Below are 20,563 nucleotides of genomic sequence, written 5' to 3'. Positions count from 1 at the left end.
CGAACGGGGTCGCGTACCGGGAAGTGACGCTGCCGGCGGGCACGGTCCTGCCCATCGACCTGCTGACGTCGGTCGGCTCGGACATCAGCCGCGTCGAACAGCCCGTGGAAGGGCGGCTGCGCGCGGCGGTTCGCTCGAACGGCGTAGAGGTGCTCCCCGCGGGGACGCGGCTGAGCGGCCACGTCACGCAGGCGCAGCGGCCCGGGCGGGTCAAGGGGCGCGGTCTGATCGCGCTGCGCTTCACGCGGATCGACACACCGGGTGAAGGGACCTCCCGGATCAGCACGGCGCAGATCTCGCGGCTGGCGCCGGCCACCAAGCAGCAGGACGCGCTGAAGATCGTCGCGCCCGCCGCCGCCGGGGCCGTCATCGGCCGCGTCGCCGGCGGCAAGGGGGCGGCGCGCAAGGGCGCGGTCATCGGCGGCGCGGCGGGCACCGGCTACGTGCTCTCGACGCGCGGCAAGGAAGTCCGCCTCGGCCAGGGCGCGAACCTGTCCGTGAGGTTGACGGCGCCGCTCACCGTCCGCGTGCCGGTGCGCTCGTAAAGTTCGCGGCTCGCCGTTTGCCGTGACGTAAGATCGGCGGGTGCTGGATCCAGCGCCCGAGATGATGGAACCACCGGCGGTACAGCCGCCGGTGGTCCTGCCGGTCGAGCGCGCCGCCGCAGCGCTCGAAGTCCTTCTCTGTTCCGGCTTCCCCACCCAGATCGTCATCGTCACCGTGCTGGCCACGTTCGGCATGCAGCCGCGCCTCGCCGACGGACGCTTCAACGCGCCATTCGTGTTCGCGCTGACGCTCCTCGACACGCTGCTGCTGGTCGGGCTGGTGTGCTTCTTCTTCCGGGCGCACCGCGAGTCGATCCGCGAGCAGCTGTTCGGCGCCCGCCGGATCGGACGCGAGCTGCTCGTCGGCCTGGCGCTCGTCCCGGCGTCGTTCGGCGTCGTGGTGCTGGTGCTGCTCGCCGTGCAGCTGGTCGCGCCCTCGCTGCGCAACGTGCCGCAGAATCCGCTGGCGGAGCTGGCGCGCACCCGGATCGACGCGCTGGTCTTCGCGTTCGTGGCGATGATCGCCGGCGGCGTGCGGGAAGAGGTCCAGCGCGGCTTCATCCTGCGCCGGTTCGAACGGTTCCTCGGCGGCGGCATGGCGGGACTGGTGATCTTCAGCTGCCTGTTCGGGCTGGGGCACCTGGAGCAGGGCCGGGACGTCGCGATCGCGACCGCGGTGCTCGGCGCCTTCTGGGGTCTGATCTTCCTGCGCCGCCGCTCGATCGCCGCGCCGATGGTGGGGCACGCCGGATTCAACCTGCTGCAGGTGGCGAAATTCCTGGTGTGGGGTGCTTAGCCTGGCATGGGTGCTGAGTGAAGGCTGAGCGCCGCTGGCTGATCCTGATCGGCCTGTTCGTGCTTTCGCTGCCGGCCGTCACCACGCGCCTCTACTCGTCGGACGAGATTCAGTATTTCTCCTACCTGCGATCGCTGTGGTTCGACCGCGACGTGTCGTTCGAGAACGAGTACCGCTACTTCTACGACCGCGGCGTGGCGGCGAACGACGGCTTCCGCGAGACGTTCCTGGAGCGCCAGACGGAAACGGGACGGCGGATCAGCTTCGCCACGATCGGCTGCGCGATCCTGTGGGCGCCGTTCTATGCCGCCGGTGACGCCGCGGCGCGGATCACCGGGGCGCCGGTGGACGGATACTCGAAACCCTACGTGGCGGCGGTGGCATATGGATCGGCCGTCTACGGCTTTCTCGGGCTGACGATCGCCATCCTCGCGGCGCGGCGGATGCAGCTCGACGCGTTCGGCGCCGCGCTGGCCGTCTGGCTCGGCACGCCGCTCCTTTTCTACATGTACGTGGCCCCCGTGTTCTCGCACGCCTGCTCGGCGTTCGCCGTCGCCTCGTTCATCTACGTCTGGCTGCGGGTTCGCGGGAGCTGGACGCCGCGTGGCGCCGCGGCGCTCGCCGCGTCAGGCGCGCTGATGGCGATGGTCAGGGAGCAGGATGCGTTTCTGATTCTCGGACCGGCGGTGGACTTCGCCCTGCGGATCCTGCGGACTCGCGACGACTCGCGCATGGACGCGCACCGCGCGAGGTCCATCGCGCAAGTCGTGGCGACCGCGGCGGCGGTGTTCGCGCTCGTCTACCTGCCGCAGGCGCTCGCGTACCGCGCGCTCAACGGACACATCGGGCCGCATTCGTCGGTCGGACGCAAGATGAACTGGATGTCGCCGCACGCGCTGCAGGTGCTGTTCTCGCCCGAACACGGGTTCTTCGTCTGGACGCCGCTGGCGCTGATCGCCCTGGCCGGGATCGTGACGCTGCTGGCTGACCGCCGGAGCGACCGGCCGATCCGGCAGAGGCCCCTGGCGGTTTCACTGCTCGTGATGGCGCTTCTGCAGGTCTACGTCAGCGGCAGCGTCGAATCGTGGACGGTCGCAGGCGGCTTCGGGCAGCGGCGGTTCATCGCGCTCACCGCGGTGCTGGTGATCGGCTACGCCGCCGCCGGCGCCGCGCTTCGCGCCCGGTCGCGCCAGGGCGGGCGCGTCCTGGCGGCGGTGACGATCCTGGCCGTCTACTGGAACCTCGCGCTCAGCGCCGAGTTCGCCACCGGGCTGATGGATCGGCAGAAGCTCGAGCCGCGGAAGAACGCGTATGACGCGTTGGTGACGCTCCCGGCGCAGGCGCCGTCGATCGTCTACCGTTACCTCTTCGATCGCGAGTCGTTCTACCGGTCGCGCGGGACGCCGTGACGCTGCGCATCCTGTATCTCGCCGACATCCGCTTTCCGCTGGAGCGCGCCAACGGCATCCAGTCGATCGCCACCTGTCATGCGCTGGCGGCGCGCGGCCATCACGTCACGCTGATCGTGCGTCCCGACACGCACGTGCCGCCGCGCGATCCATACGCGTTCTACGGTCTGGGCCGGCTGCCGACGCTCGGCGTCGAGGTGGCGCCGCTGACCGGTCCCCCGGCGGCACGCCGCGCGGGCTACCTGACGTTCGCGCTCGGGCGGGCGCTCGGCCGGGCGCGGCAGGATCTGATCTTCACGCGGGATCTCGCGCTCGCGTCGCTGCTCCTGCGCGTCCCTGCCGCCATGCGCGCGCCGGTGGTGTACGAGGCGCACACGCTCGCCGCCGACGCGGCCGCCGCCAGGCCCGAGCTGCTCAGCGGCGCGCCGCCCGCATCGGCCGCGAAGCTGCGGCGGCTCGCCGCCCGCGATGCCCGGGTGTGGCGCGAGGCCGAGGGCTACGTCACGATCACCGGCGGCCTGGCGCGAGCGCTCGAACGGCGATTCGGCGGACGGCCGCAGGTTGCGGTCGTGCCCGATGGAACGTGGACCGCTCCGCTCGATCCGCCGGCGTCCGGCGCCGGCGTCCGCGCCCCGGGCGCCGAACGGCCTTTCACCATCGGCTACGCCGGGCACCTCTATCCCTGGAAGGGGGTCGACCTGATCGTGGAGGCCGTCACCGCGCTGCAGGACACGCGGGGGCTGATCGTCGGCGGTCATGAGCAGGAACCGGACCTCGCCAGGCTGCGGCAGCTCGCGCTCGATCTCGACTGCGCCTCGCGTGTGACGTTCACCGGACCTGTGCCGCCGCCCGAGGTGGCGCTGCGGCTGCGCGACGCCGACGTGCTGATCCTGCCGAACCGCGCGTCGGCGATCTCGTCGGAGTTCACGTCGCCGCTCAAGCTGTTCGAGTACATGGCGGCGGGGCGTCCGATCGTCGCCAGCGATCTGCCGGCGTTCCGTGAGATCCTGCGGGACGGAGAGAACGCGCTGCTCGTCGAGGCGGGAAACCCGCAGGCGCTGGTCGCCGGCATCACACGCATCAAGAACGATCCCGGGCTGGGCGCGCGGCTGGCGCGGCAGGCGGCGGCCGACGTGCGCGACTACACATGGGCGCGGCGCGCGGAACGGCTCGAGTCCTTCTTCCGCGGCGTCGCCGGGGCGGGCTCGTGATCTCGCCGCGGCTCCTCGCGCTGGTGCGGTGCCCCGCCTGCCGCGGCGCGCTCCGCGGCGAACCGCCGGCGCTGGCCTGCGCCTCCTGCGGCCGCCGCTACCACGGCGGCTCGGCGGACTTCCTCGATCTGCGTCCGCAGGAAGACTTCCAGGAGCAGACGAAATACCTCGACGAGGCGCTCCATGCCGACGCGCGCTACGATCGCGTGTCCCCGCCGCTGCTCGGATCCAGGATCCGCAACGACATGCTGCGCGCGTTTCTCGCCCCCGGTGCCGGCGATCTCGTCGTCGATCTCGGCTGCGGCAGCGGCCGCGCCCTGGTGTGGAACCGCGACTGGCGCGCTCACACGGTCGGCGTCGACATCGCCCCCTTCTTCGCGCAGGAAGCGCGGCGCGGCGCGGACCTGCTGCTCGGCGATCTGCGGCGGCTGCCGTTCGCGGACGGCACCTTCACCAAGGCGTATTCGCTCGACGTGCTCGAGCACCTCTCGCCGGATGCGCTGCGCGGCATGCTGCGGGAAGCGGCGCGGGTGCTCGCCCCCGGCGGCGAGCTGTTCGTCTACACGCACGTCCGCAAGAATGCGCGCATCGCCGTCGGCCTGCGATGGATCAACGCGCTCGCCGGACGGCTCGATCGCGCCGGCGTGATCGACCTGCGCCAGGAGCACCTGCGCAAGTCCGATCACCTGAACCCGATCGCCGACATTCCCGAGCTGCGCCGCGTCGCCGCCGAGACCGGCTTCCGCATCAAGCGGATCCGCTACTACACGCCCATCGTCGGCGGATTCGTCGAGAATATTCTGATGCGGATGGCCGAGCATCGCCTGGCGGTCCGCGCCAGGCGCGCGTCCGCGGGCCTGAGCCGGGAAGACGCGTTGAAGGCGGCGCGCACCGCCGGCAAGCAGCGGGTGGCGTCGAGCGGCGCGACGCGCGCGGCGCTCGGCGCGCTCACCGCGGCGATGAAGCTGGATCTGCTCCTGTTCGGGCGAATCGAGTCCGGCCCGTTCTTCGCGCTGCTCGAACGCCTGCCGTCCGCCGAGGCGGCCGCGGGCCAGTGAAGATTCTCTACGCCGCCATCGACCAGACGGTCCCGGGCACGAAGGGAGGATCGGTGCACGTCGCCGCGGTCGCGGAAGGGCTGGCGGCGCTCGGCCACGACGTCGCGGCGCTGGTGACCCCCGGATCCGGTGCGCCGCGGCCGTCGAGCGTGCGCTGGATCGCCATGCCGCCGCCGTTCGGCTCGACGCACCTGCGCCTGGCCCGCAGCGGACGGATCGCGGCGCTGGCGCGCGGCATCCGGCCCGACGCCATCATCGAGCGCTACCATAACTTCGGCGGTGAAGCGATCCGCCTGGCGCCGAAGCTCGGATCCGTCGGGATGCTCGAAGTCAACGCTCCGGTGATCGATCACCCGGGCTCGGCCAAGGCGCTGCTGGACCGCGCGCTCATCGTGCAGCCGATGCGCCGCTGGCGCGAGCGGTTGTGCCGAACCGCCGACGTGATCGTCACGCCGGATCCCTCGATCCTGCCGCGCGGGATTCCGCCCGAGCGGATCCGCGTCCTGGAGTGGGGCGCGGACACGGACCGCTTCCGTCCGGATGCCGCCTCCGGGGCGCCGCACGTGGACCTTCGCGCGAGCACCGTCGCGGTGTTCTCGGGCGCGTTTCGATCCTGGCATGGCGCGATCAACCTGGTGGACGCGATCAAAGTGCTGAGAGCGCGGGGGCAATCCGCAATCGGCGCGCTGTTCATCGGCGACGGGCCGGAGCTGCCGCGAGTGAAGGCCGCCGCCGCGGGAATCGACGGCATCGCCTTCGCCGGCGCGGTTCCTCACGATCGCATGCCCGCGATGCTCGCGTCGGCGCACATCGGCGTCGCGCCGTTCGATCCTGCAGCCCACGCCCCGCTCTCGCTCGGGTTCTACTGGTCGCCGTTGAAGATCTTCGAATACATGGCCACGGGACTCCCGGTCGTCGCTCCGGCGGTGGATCGCCTTCCGGCGCTGGTCGCCAACGGACGCGAAGGGCTGCTGTATGAAGTTCCGCTCGAGAGCAGCGCGCACGATCGGCGCCGGCGCCACGCCGAGGCGCTGGCGGACGCCCTGCTGAAACTGAGCGATCCAGCCGTGCGTGCCCCGCTCGCCGCCGCCGCGCGGGCTCGCGCGGTGCGCGACTACAGCTGGGCCGCACACTGCCGCGCGCTCGAAGCCGCCCTGCTCGAAGCGCGAGAGCGCCGGACCCGCCGATGAGGATCCTGATCCCCACCGATGCGTTTCCGCCGATCTGCGGCGGGAGCGGCTGGAGCACGTACGAGCTGGCGCGCGGCCTCCGCGCCCGAGGGCATGACGTCCTGATCGTGCAGCCGCGTCCCGGGGAGCCGGGCGGCGTTCGCGAAACCCGGTTCGACGGACTGCCGGTACGCCACTTCGGCGCGCCCGCCCCGGATTTTCCCTACGTCCGGAACTACTACAAGAGCGAGAAGCTCACACGCTCGCTGGCTGCGTATCTCGCGTCCGTCCTCGCCTCGGAACGCTTCGACGTCGTCCACGGGCAGCACGTGATGACGACCGTCGCCGCGATCGACGCGGCCAGGGCGGCGGGGCTGCCGGCGGTGGCCACCGTGCGCGATTACTGGCCGGTGTGTTACTGGTCCGATCTGCTGCACACACGCGAGGGGCTGGAGTTGTGCCCGGCGTGCACGTCCGCGAACATGCGCGTCTGCATTCAGCCGCGCGCGGGCGCGCTGTGGCCGGCGGCGCTGCCGATGATTCCTTACATGCGCCGGAACCTCGCCGCGAAGCGATCGGGGCTGGCGCGCGCCAGCGCCGTCATCGCGGTGAGCCGCCGGATCGCAGAAGATCTCCGCGCCCGGGCTCCCGAACTCTCGGCTACTCGCATCGAGGTGATTCCAAACCCGGTGAACGTGACGGCGCTGCAGCAGACGGCGCGGGTGCCGCCGCGCGACGCGCACCTGGTGGAGCAGTTGTACGCCATCTATGTGGGAAAGCTCGCCCCGAACAAGGGTACGGGATATCTCGTCGAGGTCGTCCGTGACGCCGGCCTCGACTGGCCGCTGATCGTGGTGGGCGATGGCCCCGAACGCGCGAAGGTGGAGTCCGCCGCCAGGGCGTCCGGCCGGCGGATCGAATTCACCGGCTGGCTGGACAAGGATGAAGCCACGCGTCTGCTCGCCGGCGCGAGCCTGCTGATCTTCCCCTCGCGAGGCCCGGAATCCCTCAGCCGCGTGCTGATCGAAGCCAGCGCCCTGGGCGTCCCGATCGCCGCGATGGAAACCGGCGGCACACGAGACATCATCGAACCCGGCGTCACCGGCCTGCTGTCGTCATCGCCGCAGCAACTCGCGGACGACGTCCGGCGTCTGCGCCATGACGCGCCGCTGCGGAGGAGTCTCGCCGAGGCGGCGCGCCGCAAGGTCGCGCGCGAGTTCGACGCTCCCGTCGTCGTCGAACGGATCGAAGCGCTCTACCGCGAGCTTTCCGAACGATGAGAGCCGTGATCCTCGCGCGGGCGGTGTTTCCGCTGCACGGATACGGCGGGCTCGAGCGGCACGTCTTCGACCTGATCCGCGCGCTGATCGAGCGAGGCGTGGGAGTCACCTTGATCTCACCGCCTCCGCGCGATGCCGGGTTGACAGCCGCCGCAGTGCACCCCGACCTGAACGCCGACTTCGTCCCGTACCGCACCTTTCCCCTCGCGGGCCGGAGAGGGACGACGGTGATCGATCGGAGTACGGCGTATCCGGTGTGGGGGCTGCGCGCCGGGCGCCGGGCGCTGGAGCTGGTCCGCGGCGGAGCGGCGGATATCGTCCACGGGTTCGGCGCGAGCGTGCTCGGCTACGCGCGCGCGCGGAAGAACGGTCAAGGACGGGCCCCGCTGGTGATGAACCCGCAAGGCCTCGAGGAATTCGGCGCCACCGATCCGTCGCGGGCGAGGTTGAAGCGGGCCGCATATCTGCCGCTGCGGAGAGCGGTCATCGCCAGCGCCGCCGCGGCCGACGCCGTGATCGCGACCGATCGGTCGCTCGAGCCGGTGGTGCTGAAGCATCTCGGCATCCCGCGCGAGCGGATGACGACGATTCCCAACGCGCTGGATCTGCGAACGATCGACGCCGCCGCGGATGCGACGGCGATCGCCCGGTTGCGCGCGGATCATGGTGTTCGCCCGGAGGAACGCGTGCTGCTGTCGGTGGGACGGCTGGAGGCGAGCAAAGGATTTCACGTGCTGCTGCGGGCGCTCGCCGCGGCGCGCGATCACGGCGGCCTCGAAGGGCTGGCGTGGCGATGGGTCGCGCTCGGGGACGGCCCGCATCGCGCCGCGCTCGAGAGGCTGGCGGCGGAGCTCGGCGTCCAGCGGCAGGTGCGGTTTCTGGGCCGCGTTTCCGATACCGACATGCATGCCTGGCACGAAGTGTCCACGCTGTTCGTGCACCCCACGCTCTACGAAGGCAGCTCGCTGGTGACGCTCGAAGCGATGGCGCACCGCCGCGCCGTGGTCGCCTCCGCGGCCGGCGGCATCCCCGACAAGGTGCGGCCGGGCGGGAACGGCTGGCTCGTGCCGCCCGGAGATCCGTCGGCGCTGGCGGCCGCGATCAGCGGCGCGATCGCCGATCCGGCGAGACTCGCCCGGTACGGCGCGGCCGGCCGCATGATTGTCGAGCGTGAGTTCTCCTGGACGGCTGCCGGGGACGCGACCGTGGCGCTCTACCGGCGCCTGCTCGGGTAAACTTCGACGACTCCCTTGATGCCGACAGATCCGCGGAACACCGGCGCGGAACGCGCGTCGTTCGGTCTCGTCCTCGCGCTGCTCGCCGCGGGACTCCTGCGGTTCTGGGCGCTGCCCCACGGCGTTCCGTTCAGCGTGCAGGTGGACGAACCGGAAGTCATGGTGCGCGCCGTGCGGATGATGAAGACGGGCGACCTGAATCCGCACTTCTACGACTATCCGACGCTCTACATGTACATGCAGGCGGTAGTGGCGGCGGCGCGGTTCCTCGCCGGCGCGATGCGCGGCGAATGGGCGTCGCTGGCGCAGGCGCCGCACGAAGCGTTCTACGTCTGGGGCCGCGGCCTCACGGCGATCCTCGGGACGGCGACGGTGTGGCTGCTGTACCGCATCGGCCTGCGCTGGGGGCGCGAGACGGCGCTGCTGGCCGCGGCGATGTTCGCGGTGATGCCGTTGCACGTCCGCGAATCCCACTTCGTGCTGACGGACGTGCCGGTCGCGTTCTTCGTCACGCTCGCGGTGCTGCTGTCGCTGCGCGCGCACGAGTCGGCCACGGCGCGCTGGTTCGCGCTCGCCGGCGCGGCGGTCGGGCTCGCGGCCGCCACCAAGTACAACGGCGCCGTCGCCATCGTCGTGCCGCTGGTGTGCGCGGCGCTCACGCCGTCCGCGCGGCCGTCGCGCACCGTGGCGGCGCTGGCGGTGCTGGGGGGGGCGCTCGGCGCGTTCCTGCTCGGCGCCCCCTACACGTTCATCGAGCTGCCGCAGTTCCTCAACCAGTTCGCCCGCCTGTCAGCGGAATACCGGACGATCGTGCCGGGGAGCGAGGCGGCGTGGGTGACGTATTTGAAGCACCTGCGGATCGGGCTCGGCTGGGCGGGCAGCGCGGTGGTGATCGCCGGCCTCGGCCTTGGCCTCATCCGCGTCGTCACAGGGCCGTCGCGGCTGAAATGGCTGATCGCCGTTCTCTTTCCCGTCGTCTATTTCCGATTCATTTCGAACCAGAACCTCGTGTTTGCCCGGTACCTGCTCCCGCTGCTGCCGCTGCTCGCGCTGCTGGGAGCTTCCGCCGTGGTGGCGGTCGTCCGGGCGCTGAGACACACCGGATTGTCGCGCCGCGGCCGCGTCGCCGCCATCGTCGCGCTCACCGCCTTCGCGGTCGTGCCGCAGGCCTACACGTCGATCGTCTTCGACGCGAACGCCGCCCGCGTGTGGACCACCGCGCAGGCCTACAGATGGTTGATCGCCAACGTGCCGAAGGGCGCCCGGATCACCATCGAGTCGCGGCAGATCCTGCTGCCTGACGCCTATCGGACGAGCTACCTCGGGCAGTTGCGTCAGCGGCCCTTCGAGAGCTTCGCCGCCGACGGTGTCGAATACCTCGTCGCCTCCTCGCAGTGCTACGGTCCTTACCTGAACGACGCCGCCGGCGGACCGCAGGCGTATCCGCAGGAGTACGCGGATTACATGAAGATCTTCAGCCTGACCGAAGAGCTCGCGCGCTTCACGCCGTCCGCCGATCATCCCGGTCCGGAGCTGCGAATCCTCCGGATGCCGGCGCGGGCATCGCAACGATGAGCGCCGGGCGTGTCGCCGCGTGGAGCGCGCTGGCGATTGCGGCGCTGGATCTCGCCGGACGGCAGATCGCGCGGCGTTCCCTGCTGCAGGTGCTTCCGGGACCGGCTCCCTCGCCCGAGTGGGTGGCCGCGGCGGCGTTGATTGCCGCGATCGCCGGACTCGCCGTTGCCGGCCGCCGCCCGGCCGCGGCGGCGCAGTCCGCCGGAGGCCGAGCGGGAGTGGTGATCGCAGCGCTCTTCGTGGTCGGACTCGCGCTGCAGCTCCAGCTCGGCGCGCGCCTGCAGAGCGACGGCTTCTACTACTTCGCCTACCTGCGGTCGCTGGCGTTCGATCGCGACGTCAACTTCATGAACGACTACCGGATGCTCGGGCTCGGCGACAAGCCGCACCTGTTCCAGCCGACGCGCACCGGCCATGCCGAGTCGGCGTGGACGATCGGTCCGGCGATCGTGTGGTCGCCGTTCTTCGCCGCCGGACACGTCGCCGCCACGCGGCTCCGCGCACGCGGACTCGATGTGGCGGCCGACGGCACGTCGTATCCCTATCGTCAGGCGGTGTGCGTCGCCGGCCTCTTCTACGGTCTGCTGGGCTGCTGGTTCAGCTATCGGCTGGTGCGCATGTTCTTCGCCGCCCGGATCGCCGGCGCCGCGGTCTTCCTCACCGTCGCCGGATCGTTCATGGCCTGGTACCTGGTGAAGGAGCCGAGCATGACCCACGCGCCGTCGATGGCGGCCGTGGCGGGATTCATCTGGGCGTGGGGCGCGACGCGTACGGATCGATCGCTCCGCGGATGGGCGGCGCTCGGACTGCTCGCCGGCTTCATGGCGCTCATCCGGTGGCAGAACCTGCTGTTCGCGCTGCTGCCGGGCATCGATGCGCTGCTCGCGCTGGTGCGCGCCTGGCGTTCGAACGATCGTCCGGCGCTGAGGCACACGGCCGCCGGCAGCGCGCTGTTCCTCGGCTGCGGCCTCGTCGCCTTCCTGCCGCAGATGCTCGCCTGGAAGGCCATCTACGGCACGTTCATCGCGCGCTCGCCGGTCGGGCCGCAGGTGCGCTGGACCGATCCGCACCTGGTCGACATTCTCTGGTCGGCGCGCAACGGCCTGTTCAGCACGACGCCGATTCTGTATCTCGGCGCGCTTGGCCTGATCGCGTTCGCGATCGCGCGGCCGGCGATCGGCGTTCCGGCGCTGCTGACGGTCGGGGTCATGGTGTATTTCAACGCCTGCATCCAGGACTGGTGGGGCAGCGCCGGCTACGGCGGACGGCGGTTCGACGGGACGATTCCGCTGTTCGCCCTCGGTCTCGCCGCGTTCGTGCACCACCTCTCGGGGCTGCTGCAGCGCCATGCGACCGGCGCGGCGATCGCGCTGCTCGCCGCGATCGCGGTATGGAATGCGGCGCTGATGCAGGCGGCGCAGGACGGCGCGGTGCGCATCGGCGAGACGCTCTCGTTCGACCGCGCCTGGGCGGCGCAGGCGCGGGTCGTGCACCGCTGGTTCGGCAATCCGTTCACCTATCCCGCCAGTCTGATCTTCGCCGCCCGCAACGGCGTCACGCCCGGCGATTACGATCTGATGTGGACGAACCGCTTTCTGGCGGACCCGCTGCAGCCCTACGGCCGCGTCGACGTCGGCGCAGACGACGAGTGGCTGCTCGGGGGAGGGTGGCACACGCCGGAGCGCGAGGGGGAGGCGACGTTCCGCTGGGCGGCGTCGCCGGCGGCGCTGCGCATTCCGCTCGACCGTGCCGCGCCGCTGCGCCTGCAGATCCGCGCGCACGCCTTCGCCTATCCCGGCGCGCCGCCGCAGACGTTGAGCGTGCAGGTGAACGGCTCGCCGGGCGGATCGTGCGACGCGCTCGCGGTCCCGCCCGGCTGGCAGATCGTCGAGTGCGCGCTGCCGGAGGCGGTGCTGCGCTCCGGCGTCAACCTGGTCGAGCTGCGTTTCGGCTACACGCAGCGGCCGATGGATGTCGGCGCCGGCGGAGACGCGCGTCCGCTCGCGGCAGCGGTGGACTGGGTCCGCGTCAGCGTGGCTGATACTGGACGATGACGTCGGCGCGGCGGCGGATCTCCGCCGTCCATGCCGCGATCGCGGCGGCGCGCTCGGCGGCGTCCCGGGCGGTGCCGAAGCGCTGATTGAGGTACGTCGCGATCCGCAGGTCGTCGCGGACGTGCCGGCGGAGTTGCTCGCGCGACGTTCCCGTCACGCTCAGCGCCTTCTCGATCGCCTCCGTCGACCCGACGCGCTGCTCCAGCTCCCGGACGCGGAGCGCGATCTCCACCGGCGCCGGCTCGGGCGGCTGGAAGCGCTCCACCTCCGCCAGAATGAGGTCGCGTTCGATCGACCGTTCGAGGGCGTAGCCCAGCGGATCGCGCGTGCCGGCCGGGGGCTCGAGCAGCCGGAACAGCAGCACCCCATTGACGTCCGACAGCGTGATCGGCCGCCCGTTCACCACCGCCATGACCCGATCGATGATCTCGCCGCGCCCGACCGCCGCCACCGCAAGCACCATCAACCCGGCAAGAGCGCCCCGCCTCACGCCGCACGCAATTTGATTCACCCTGCTCACATCAACCCCACCACACTGTCCTTCGCACTCGCACTCGCACCGCGCACTCGCACTGCGCACTGCGCACTCCGCACCGCGCACTGCTAAAACGCCTGCCCGATCGAGAAGTGGACCGCGTAGCGCGGCTCCAGGGCCGTGCCGATCAGGCGGCGATCCAGCTTGAACCCCATGTCGAGCCGGATCGGCCCGATCGGGGAGCGATAGCGCGCGCCGAAGCCGACGCTGCCGCGCAGCTGCGACAGATCGAGATCCGAGGCGCGGGCGAACACGTTGCCGCCGTCGACGAAGACAACGCCGCCGACGGCGCCGCGGATCGGCAGCCGCAGCTCGGCGTTCAGCACGATCTCCGCGTCTCCGCCTCGCGGAAACCCGCTCGGCGTCAGCGTCGCCGGGGCGCCCACCGAGTCGAGGGCGTAGCCGCGGATCGTCGACTCGCCGCCGGTGTAGAACCGTTCGCTCGCCGGCAGATCGCGCACCTGCTCGACCTGCGGCGTCCCGTTCTCGTCGACGATCGTGACCTGGCGCACGAACGCGCGCGCCAGGCCGACCCGCGCGCCGCCGGCGAACACCAGGTTGGGCCGGCCCAGGTTCCTGTAGACGAATCCCTGCAGGAACGCCTTGGTGAAGCCCACTTCCGAGCCGATGGCGCGGCCGGCGATCGTCGCGTCGAAGGCGAGGAACGTGCCGCGCTGCGGTTCCAGCGGATCGTCCCGCGTGTCCCGCGACAGGGCGGCCGACACCGTCGACAGGCGCACCTGCGGGAACGCGCGATCGACGGTCAGCTGTTCCCCTTCCTCGTCGATCACGTTGTCGACGATCCTCGTCGTCCCGAAGGTGTAGCGGGCGCTGCTGCGCACCACCGGAGACACGCGGTAGGCGACGTCGCTGTTGAAGCCCTTGCGGATGAAGTTGAACCCGGTGCGCACGCCCTGCTCGACCGCGGCGGTGGACGTGAGCTCGCCGTATCCAAGCAGCGCCCGCGGCTGCCGGTACGTGCCGACGAGCCGGTACTCGGAGAAGCCGAACGGGTTGTCGCTGTCGGTGTTCTGGTTGGGGCGGAGGCTCAGGCGCGAATAGAGGTTCAGCGATCGATTGCTGCCGCCGAGATTCCGCCGCCCCACTTCGAAGAAGCCGCGCGGCGCCAGCTCGTAGCGTTCGTCGGGCACGCCGTTCACCGACTTGAGCACGCGATCCAGCTGCAGCCCGCCGCCGTAGCCGATCGTCGTCTGCGGCGCCTCTTCGACGGCGACGACCACGTCGCGGACGCGCGGGTCGCCGTGCGCGACGGCGGAGATCTGGATGCGGCGGAAGAGCCCCAGCGCGCTCAACCGGCGGCGGCTCTCGGTCAGCGCCGCCAGGCCGAGCGGCCGCCCCTCCTCGAACTGCAGCTCGCGCCGGATGATGCTCTCGCGCGTGCGCAGATTGCCGGTGACGAAGATGTGCTCGATGATCGTCTGCGGCCCCTCGACGATCCTGAACGTGACGTCGGCCCGGGCCAGGTCGGGCGTGACGCTGGCGGTGACCGGCGTGGCGCTCACTTCCGCGGCCGCATAGCCCTCGTCGAGATAGAACGCGTAGATCGCATCGCGATCGCGGATGACGGCGGGGCCGTAGTAGGGCTGATCGCGCGTCAGCGACAGCACGGCGCGCAGCCGCTCCTCGGCAACCGTGGCGTTGCCGGTCAGCGTGACGCCGCCGACGAGCACGCGCGGCCCTTCCTTGATCGTGATGACCGGCGTCACCAGTCCCGGTCCGCTCTCGTTCACCGCCGAGGCGATCTCTGCGGTCGCGAAGCCGCGCGTGCGATACAGCTGCCGGATGGCGTTCTCGGCGGCGCCGAGGCGCGACGCGACGAACGGCTCGCCCGGCGCCATCCGTACCAGCGGCCGGATCTCCTCCGGAGAGATCGCGCGGCTGCCGGTGACCTCGACCCCCGCCGGCGCGATGCGATACAGATCGCCGCGGCTCACCGTGAAGACGAGCGACAGCCGTCCGTCCTCTTCGCGGCGCGCCGGCGGATTCACCTGCGCCTTCCAGTAGCCTTGCTGGCGGAGGAAGTCCTCGATGCGCCGCGCCGAGTCTTCGAGCAGGTCCTGGTCGACCGAGCCTTCGCGCTCGACCGGCACCAGCTCGTCGAGGTTCGCCTTGGGCAGCGGATCGCCGGCATACGTCACCGTCACCAGAGGACCGGGCTGCACGTCGACGGTGAGGTCCACCTCGGTCCGGTCGGCGTTGAACGACGGCGCGGCGACGCTCGCGGTCGCCTCGTAGTAGCTGCGGCGGCGCATCGACGTCAGCAGCGACTCCAGCCGCTCGCGCAGCTCTCCCGGCTGGTACGGCTGGCCGGGCCGAATCTGAAGACGCGACTGGATGTCGGCGGCGGACGACAGGGGATGGCCGGTCACCGTCGACCGCGCGATCGTCGTGCGGGGTCCCGACGCGATGTCGAAGACGAGGGTGGCGCGATCCGGATCGTGCTGGATGACGGGCGGCGCCGGCGTGACGGACGCGCTGAGGTATCCACGATCGGCATACAGCTGCGTCAACGCCGCGGCGACATCCGCGGCGCGGGTCAGCGGCGGCGCGGCGCCGAACCGCTCGCTCATGTGCCCGCGCAGGGCGGACTCCCCAAGTCCCAGCTCACCCCGGAACTCGACGCGCGTCACGGTGTGGATCGGCTTCAACTCGAACCGCAGCGCGATGCCGCCGGTGGCGGCGCGATCCGCTTCGACCTGGACGTCCGCGAACCGCCCGAGGCTGAAGAGGTGGGTGATCGTTTCGCGTACGTCGGCCATCGCCAGCGGCCGGCCCACCGCCGTCTGGATCCCGCCGAGCAGCCCCGGCTCGATCGTCGGGCGCCCTTCGACCGTCACCGTGACGGCGGTCACGTTCTCGCCCACGTAGGCCGACGCCGCCACCGCCACTTGCGCGGCGAGAGTGCCTGGCGCGCCGATCGCGCCCGACAGCATCAGCACCAGCACCACCAGCGTCCGACGCACCGCCGGCACCCCGGGCACCTTAGAAGGTTCTCCGCACGCGGAAGTCGATGGCAAACCGGTTGGCGCCGTTCTGCTGCGTCAGCACCCAGCTGAGACGATCGGACTGGTCGTACTCCAGCACGATGATCTGCTCGGTCCGGGTGGTCGACGTCCCCACCGATCGGGAGAACGTCAGGTACGCGCGGTTCGACAGGCGGGTGCCGACGATCAGCCGCGCCGTCGGCGACAGCGGATCGGTTTCGGTGCCGAGGCTCGGCGAGATCTGCACGGTATCGACGCCCAGCGTCTGCTCTACCGCGCGGCCCACCGTCCCCGTGATGCCGCCCGCCAGGACGCGCAGCAGCCCCGCCTTCAGCAGCTGTTCTTCCGACTGCGTCGCCGCCTGGGGCCGCAGCGCCTGCAGCTCGGGATTCTGCAGGTCCGTCGTCTGGCCGAATACCAGGGCAATGATGTTGACCGTCGGCAGCGGCGGGTCGGAGTTCAGCTCGAGGTTGAGGCGGCCGTCCAGCGTGCCCGAGACGGCGAGCGTGACCCGGTAGGTCTCGGCGGCAGATGCGACGCGGATCCGCGCCTCGGCCTCGATGTCGAAGAACGGGTCCAGGCGCGCGGGGTTGAGGAAGTCGATCGTCCCGCGGGTGACGCGATAGCGGTTGCCTTCGAAGTTGATCTCGCCGCGGTCGATGTCGGCGCGGCCGAAGAGAATCGGATTGTCGTAGGTGCCGTTGAGCGTCAGGTCGGCGCGCGCCACCATGCGCGTCAGGTTGTTGTCCAGACGCAGCGTCCCGGGCGCGATCACGCGGATGTCGTAGCGGAGCGGAAAGCCGGTGGCTTCCGTCCCGCCGGTCGCCAGACCGGCGCTGCCGGACGCCAGCGAGAAGATGTCGACGTTCGGCTCGAAGCGTTTCGTGTAGACGCCGTCGCGGACCGTCACCGTCCCGCCGAGCACCAGCGCCGACGGCACGCCGCGCAGCGTCAGCGCCGCGTCGAGCACCGAGCGGAACCCTTCGGGATAGCGCAGGTTCATCTGCTCGCCGCTCGCCGTCAGATCGATGGCGCCGAGCCGGTAGCCGTTCATGCCGATGCGCCCCGCGAATCTCACCGGGCCGCCGCCGAGCTGCGCCATCGCGTCGACGATGCGGATGCCCTGCGCGTCGAAGTCGAGCCGTCCGTTGATCGCCTGCAGGCTGTGCGGCAGCGAGAAGTAGCGGATGCGGCCGTTGGCGATCGTGGCGTTGCCGGCGAACACCGGGTTGTCCAGCGGTCCGCGCACCTGCGCGGAGAGCGACGCATTGCCGTCGCTGCGGATCTCGCGGTAGAACGCCTGCAGGATGCCGAGGTTCGCGTCGCCGGACGCGTCGAGCGCGATGCGGTTGTCGTGCAGCCCGACGTTGCCGCTCAATTCCAGCGCCGTCCCCTCCCCCACCAGCCGGAACCGCTTCACTTCCGCCACGTGCTGATTCAGCGCGAGCTGGATCGGCCCATCGTTCGCGGCGGGATAGTCGAAGAGCTTGAGCTGCAGCCTGTCGACCGTCGCCTCGACCAGCAGATGATCGACGTCCGCCAGCTCGCCGACCACCCGGATGGAGCCGTCCGCCACCGCGGTGGTGTACGGCGACATCGTCGGGGCGAAGAAGCGGACGTACGGATCGAGCGAGGTGTCGAAGAAACGGAGCGTCATGTCCGCGTCCATCTCGGGCGTGAGCGCCAGCCGCCCGGAGCCGTTCACCGACAGACGCTTCGACGAAGCGTCCATCTCCATCGTCAGCATGTCGCCGCGCAGCGCGAGGCGTCCCCGGACCTGGCCGATGCCCTCGTCCCCCGCGAACAGGTCGGCGACCTCGAGCTTGACGTCGTAGCGCGGCGCCTCGAAGGTGCCGACGCCGCTGGCGTCGAACTGCAGCACGCCGGACAGCGGCGCGCGCGGGAACGCGACGGTGACCAGCGACTCCACCGGAATCTTCGCGCCGCTCGCCGAGAACGAATAGTTGCCGTCCCACGCCACCCAGGCGGCGCCGGTGACCCTGCCGGTGCTCTTGGCGATGTCGATCGCATCCATGCGGACGCCGGTTCCCTCGAAGCGGAGGTTCGCGGTGGCGGTGTCGAAGGTCTCGCCGTACGCGGTCCCCTTTTCGATCAGCAGGCGGCCGACGCCGTTCGGACCGAGGTAGTTGCCATAGACGTGGAACTCCCCGGACGTCAGCCCTTCGGCCGGATAGTCGTCCAGCTCGAACGCGTGCCGCAGATCCTTGAGCGGACGCCGCGTGAGCTTGATCGTGGCGTTGATCTCTTCGCCGAGATCCTTGCGCGGGAAACCGAGGGAGAATTTTCCCTGGGTCTCGATGCGCGAGCCGGCGTCCTCGATCGTGCTGTTCGTGATGGTGACGTAGCTGTTCTCGATCACGAGATCGGCGGTGGCGCGCCCCCACGTCGTGTCCCAGGCCCGCATCCGGTCGCCGGTGAAGCGTCCCTCGATGCGCGGCCGCGAGAACGCGCCGTACATCGTCCCGTCGAACTCCCCGCGGCCGCCGATCTCGATCAGGCCGGTCGGCGCGCCGAACGCGGTCATGATCCCCGCCAGCACGCGGTCGCTCTCCTGCCAGTCGAGGCTGGTGACGTGGAACGGCAGGTTGGATCGCTGCGCCCACGCCGTGCGCCCCTGGAACTCCACGTAGGTCTTTTCGGTAGCCGCCCACGAGTCCGGAGCGATCGCAATCCACTCGGGATCGAGCCTGTACGAGATCCGCCCGGCGATCGGCAGGTACTCGAGCGGCAGCTGTTTGTTGAACGGCCCCTGTTCGGGCGGAAGCGGATCGACCGTGGCGATTCTCTCGGCATCGATCTGCCGGGTCATCGGCGCCGCGCCGGCGGGCATCGCCGCAATCACTTCACCCCTGCCGTGCTTCTGCGCGAACTTGCCGAGCGGCCACTCGAGCCGGTTGCTGCCGCTGGCGCGTCCGGCGAGGCGCAGGCCTTTCATCTCGAGGAAGTCGGTGAGCCGCGCGAGATCCACGTCGGTGTACTTCGCGTCCCACACCACCTGCGTCGGCTGGCCCGGCCGGCCGAGCGGCTCCATCAGGTAGTCGAACTTCGCCCGGCCGCCGTAGAGCCCGGTGGTCACGTCGGTGACGCGGAAGCCGCTGTTGTTCCACAGCAGCGAGCCGCGGACGTCGGGAAAGCGCCAGGCGTTCACGCCGGCCTGCGCGCTCGTGAACGTCCCCTTCAGTTCGCGGCCGGTGCCGCGCGGCGTCTTGAAGAAGCGGAAGGTGCCTTCGAAGTCCCCCTGGCCGGAGACGTCGAAGTTCATGGTCTTGAAGTAGATTCCCTTCTGGACCGGGAAGTCGATCCGCGACTTCACGTTGTAGACCATCTCCGGCCAGTTGCGGAGATCGACGAAGCCGGTGACGCGCGTGTCCGCGCCGGTGCTGTCGAGATTGATGTCCTCGAGCACGATGCGCCCGCCGTCGATCTTGAACCGCGTCTGCATGTCGGCGCGGAACTGCTCGTACGACTGGATCCTGATCGTCCCGTTGCTGAACTGCGCCGTGCCGCGATACGCGTCCAGCCCCTTGAACACGCTGACGTTCAGGTTGTTGCAGACGACCTGCCACGGCACCGTGTGATCGTCGTAGATGAAGCGGCCCTTGCGGGCGATCACCGATCGCACCGTGGTGGTGAACTTCCAGATCGGCTCCCCCTTCTTCTCCTTCGGTTTCGGCGTCACGCGCGGAAAGTTGTGCTTGCCGGGGAACTGCTCGACCAGCATCTCCCAGTCCGCCATGTCGACGTCCTGGACGATCAGCTCGTGGCTGAAGATCGTCCACCACGGCAGATTCACGAAGATCCGCTTGGCCTTCAGGAACGGGCGGTCCGTCGGCTGCAGCCCCTCGATGACGAGATCCTCGACGACGAACGCGCCGCGCCCGAGATGGATGCCGAGCTTCCCGATCCGCATCGGCCGTTCGAGGTATTTCGAGCCGGCGTCTTCGGCGCGCTTGCGCAGCACCGGACCGAGATCGATCACCAGCCCGGAGACGATCAGCGCGGCGGCGATCGCCACCAGCACCCCGAACGCGCGCAGCATCGGGTGGCGCCGGCGGCGCCGGCCCGCGGGCGCGGCGGGAGCCGGGGGCGCCGCCGAATCTGACAACGGCGGGTCCGGCGCCGGCGTCGGCTGCTGCGGATCGATCACTCGATCACCATGAGCACCCGTCCGGCCTCTACCGAGGCGCCGGCGGGCACCGCGACGTCCTTGACGCGTCCGGTCTTGGGCGATCGGAGCTCGTTCTCCATCTTCATCGCTTCGACCACCACGACCGGCTGACGGACCTGCACCTCATCGCCCGGCGCGACCAGCACGCGGACGACGCGCCCCGGCATCGGCGCGACGATCTTCTGCTCTCCCTGAGCGCCGCCGCCGCTCTCGGCGCCGCCGCGGCCGGTGCGGCGTCCGTTGACCACCACCGCCGCGCTGCGGCCGCGCAGATACGCGAGCAGCTCGCCCGGCGCGCTGCCGGGCGCCAGCGCCACGCGGGCCCCGGCGTGGGCGCCGTCGGGAAACAGCAGCGACAGGCCGAAGTCGCCGTTGCGCTGCGCGTCGACGAGCGTGGCCACGCCGTCCACCGTGACGCGGAAACGGTCGTGGCTGCCGGCGCGCTCGATGGACACCGAACGTGTCCGCCCGTTCAGCTCGACCTCGAATGTCATCCCTGATC

General features: G+C 70.7%; 14 protein-coding genes. 10 read left to right on the top strand and 4 right to left on the bottom strand.

Annotation, left to right across the window (positions count from 1 at the left end; all coding sequences use genetic code 11):
• Positions 1-23 precede the first annotated feature (23 nt).
• From VFK57_20825 to VFK57_20780, 10 genes are read left to right on the top strand one after another with little or no spacing between them, the layout of a single operon-like run.
• The gene (locus tag VFK57_20825; protein HET7698172.1) at positions 24-545 is read left to right on the top strand and encodes a hypothetical protein; all 522 of its coding nucleotides are present in this window, start codon (positions 24-26) and stop codon (positions 543-545) included.
• 40 nt (positions 546-585) lie between these two features.
• Positions 586-1,341, top strand: coding sequence for a CPBP family intramembrane glutamic endopeptidase (locus VFK57_20820; GenBank protein ID HET7698171.1), 756 nt, complete (start codon positions 586-588; stop codon positions 1,339-1,341).
• Positions 1,342-1,358: 17 nt separating this feature from the next.
• Positions 1,359-2,750 (top strand): hypothetical protein, encoded by a 1,392-nt coding sequence (locus VFK57_20815; GenBank protein HET7698170.1) that lies wholly within the window; start codon positions 1,359-1,361, stop codon positions 2,748-2,750.
• Complete coding sequence (locus VFK57_20810) at positions 2,747-3,961, top strand: glycosyltransferase family 4 protein (GenBank protein HET7698169.1); 1,215 nt, start codon at positions 2,747-2,749, stop codon at positions 3,959-3,961. The genes VFK57_20815 and VFK57_20810 overlap by 4 nt, the downstream gene beginning before the upstream one ends.
• On the top strand, positions 3,958-5,019 hold the full coding sequence (locus VFK57_20805; protein ID HET7698168.1) for a methyltransferase domain-containing protein: 1,062 nt from the start codon (positions 3,958-3,960) through the stop codon (positions 5,017-5,019). The genes VFK57_20810 and VFK57_20805 overlap by 4 nt, the downstream gene beginning before the upstream one ends.
• Positions 5,016-6,209 (top strand): glycosyltransferase, encoded by a 1,194-nt coding sequence (locus VFK57_20800; GenBank protein HET7698167.1) that lies wholly within the window; start codon positions 5,016-5,018, stop codon positions 6,207-6,209. Before VFK57_20805 ends, VFK57_20800 begins: the two co-directional genes overlap by 4 nt.
• Positions 6,206-7,468 carry a glycosyltransferase family 4 protein gene (locus tag VFK57_20795; protein HET7698166.1) on the top strand — a complete coding sequence of 421 codons (1,263 nt, stop codon included), beginning with the start codon at positions 6,206-6,208 and terminating at the stop codon, positions 7,466-7,468. Before VFK57_20800 ends, VFK57_20795 begins: the two co-directional genes overlap by 4 nt.
• Entirely contained in the window at positions 7,465-8,703 is a 1,239-nt protein-coding gene (locus VFK57_20790; protein ID HET7698165.1) for a glycosyltransferase family 4 protein, read from the top strand. The genes VFK57_20795 and VFK57_20790 overlap by 4 nt, the downstream gene beginning before the upstream one ends.
• Positions 8,704-8,721: 18 nt before the next feature.
• The gene (locus tag VFK57_20785; GenBank protein HET7698164.1) at positions 8,722-10,278 is read left to right on the top strand and encodes a phospholipid carrier-dependent glycosyltransferase; all 1,557 of its coding nucleotides are present in this window, start codon (positions 8,722-8,724) and stop codon (positions 10,276-10,278) included.
• Positions 10,275-12,332 (top strand): hypothetical protein, encoded by a 2,058-nt coding sequence (locus VFK57_20780; GenBank protein ID HET7698163.1) that lies wholly within the window; start codon positions 10,275-10,277, stop codon positions 12,330-12,332. The genes VFK57_20785 and VFK57_20780 overlap by 4 nt, the downstream gene beginning before the upstream one ends.
• On the opposite strand, the gene VFK57_20775 is transcribed toward VFK57_20780, so the two are convergent.
• From VFK57_20775 to VFK57_20760, 4 genes are all read right to left on the bottom strand, one after another.
• A complete protein-coding gene (locus tag VFK57_20775; GenBank protein ID HET7698162.1) occupies positions 12,307-12,822 on the bottom strand; it encodes a hypothetical protein in 516 nt (171 codons plus the stop codon). The two genes, VFK57_20780 and VFK57_20775, sit on opposite strands and share 26 nt — an antisense overlap.
• Before the next feature lie 113 nt (positions 12,823-12,935).
• Positions 12,936-15,860, bottom strand: coding sequence for a POTRA domain-containing protein (locus VFK57_20770; GenBank protein ID HET7698161.1), 2,925 nt, complete (start codon positions 15,858-15,860; stop codon positions 12,936-12,938).
• Between the two features lie 10 nt (positions 15,861-15,870).
• On the bottom strand, positions 15,871-20,040 hold the full coding sequence (locus VFK57_20765; protein HET7698160.1) for a translocation/assembly module TamB domain-containing protein: 4,170 nt from the start codon (positions 20,038-20,040) through the stop codon (positions 15,871-15,873).
• Positions 20,037-20,555, bottom strand: a complete 519-nt coding sequence (locus tag VFK57_20760; protein HET7698159.1) for a biotin/lipoyl-containing protein — start codon at positions 20,553-20,555, stop codon at positions 20,037-20,039. The genes VFK57_20765 and VFK57_20760 overlap by 4 nt, the downstream gene beginning before the upstream one ends.
• Positions 20,556-20,563 lie beyond the last annotated feature (8 nt).

This window comes from Vicinamibacterales bacterium, from assembly GCA_035699745.1.
Taxonomy (GTDB): domain Bacteria; phylum Acidobacteriota; class Vicinamibacteria; order Vicinamibacterales; family 2-12-FULL-66-21; genus JAICSD01.
The sequence above is the reverse complement of the archived record's forward strand: the minus strand, read 5'-3'. Positions and strand labels throughout refer to the sequence as shown.

Bases quoted from the DNA above. Each gene is read 5' to 3' on its own strand.
- VFK57_20795 (HET7698166.1), top strand. From the start codon at position 6,206: ATGAGGATCCTGATCCCCACCGATGCGTTTCCGCCGATCTGCGGCGGG.
- VFK57_20790 (HET7698165.1), top strand. From the start codon at position 7,465: ATGAGAGCCGTGATCCTCGCGCGGGCGGTGTTTCCGCTGCACGGATAC.
- VFK57_20785 (HET7698164.1), top strand. From the start codon at position 8,722: ATGCCGACAGATCCGCGGAACACCGGCGCGGAACGCGCGTCGTTCGGT.
- VFK57_20780 (HET7698163.1), top strand. From the start codon at position 10,275: ATGAGCGCCGGGCGTGTCGCCGCGTGGAGCGCGCTGGCGATTGCGGCG.
- VFK57_20760 (HET7698159.1), bottom strand. From the start codon at position 20,555: ATGACATTCGAGGTCGAGCTGAACGGGCGGACACGTTCGGTGTCCATC.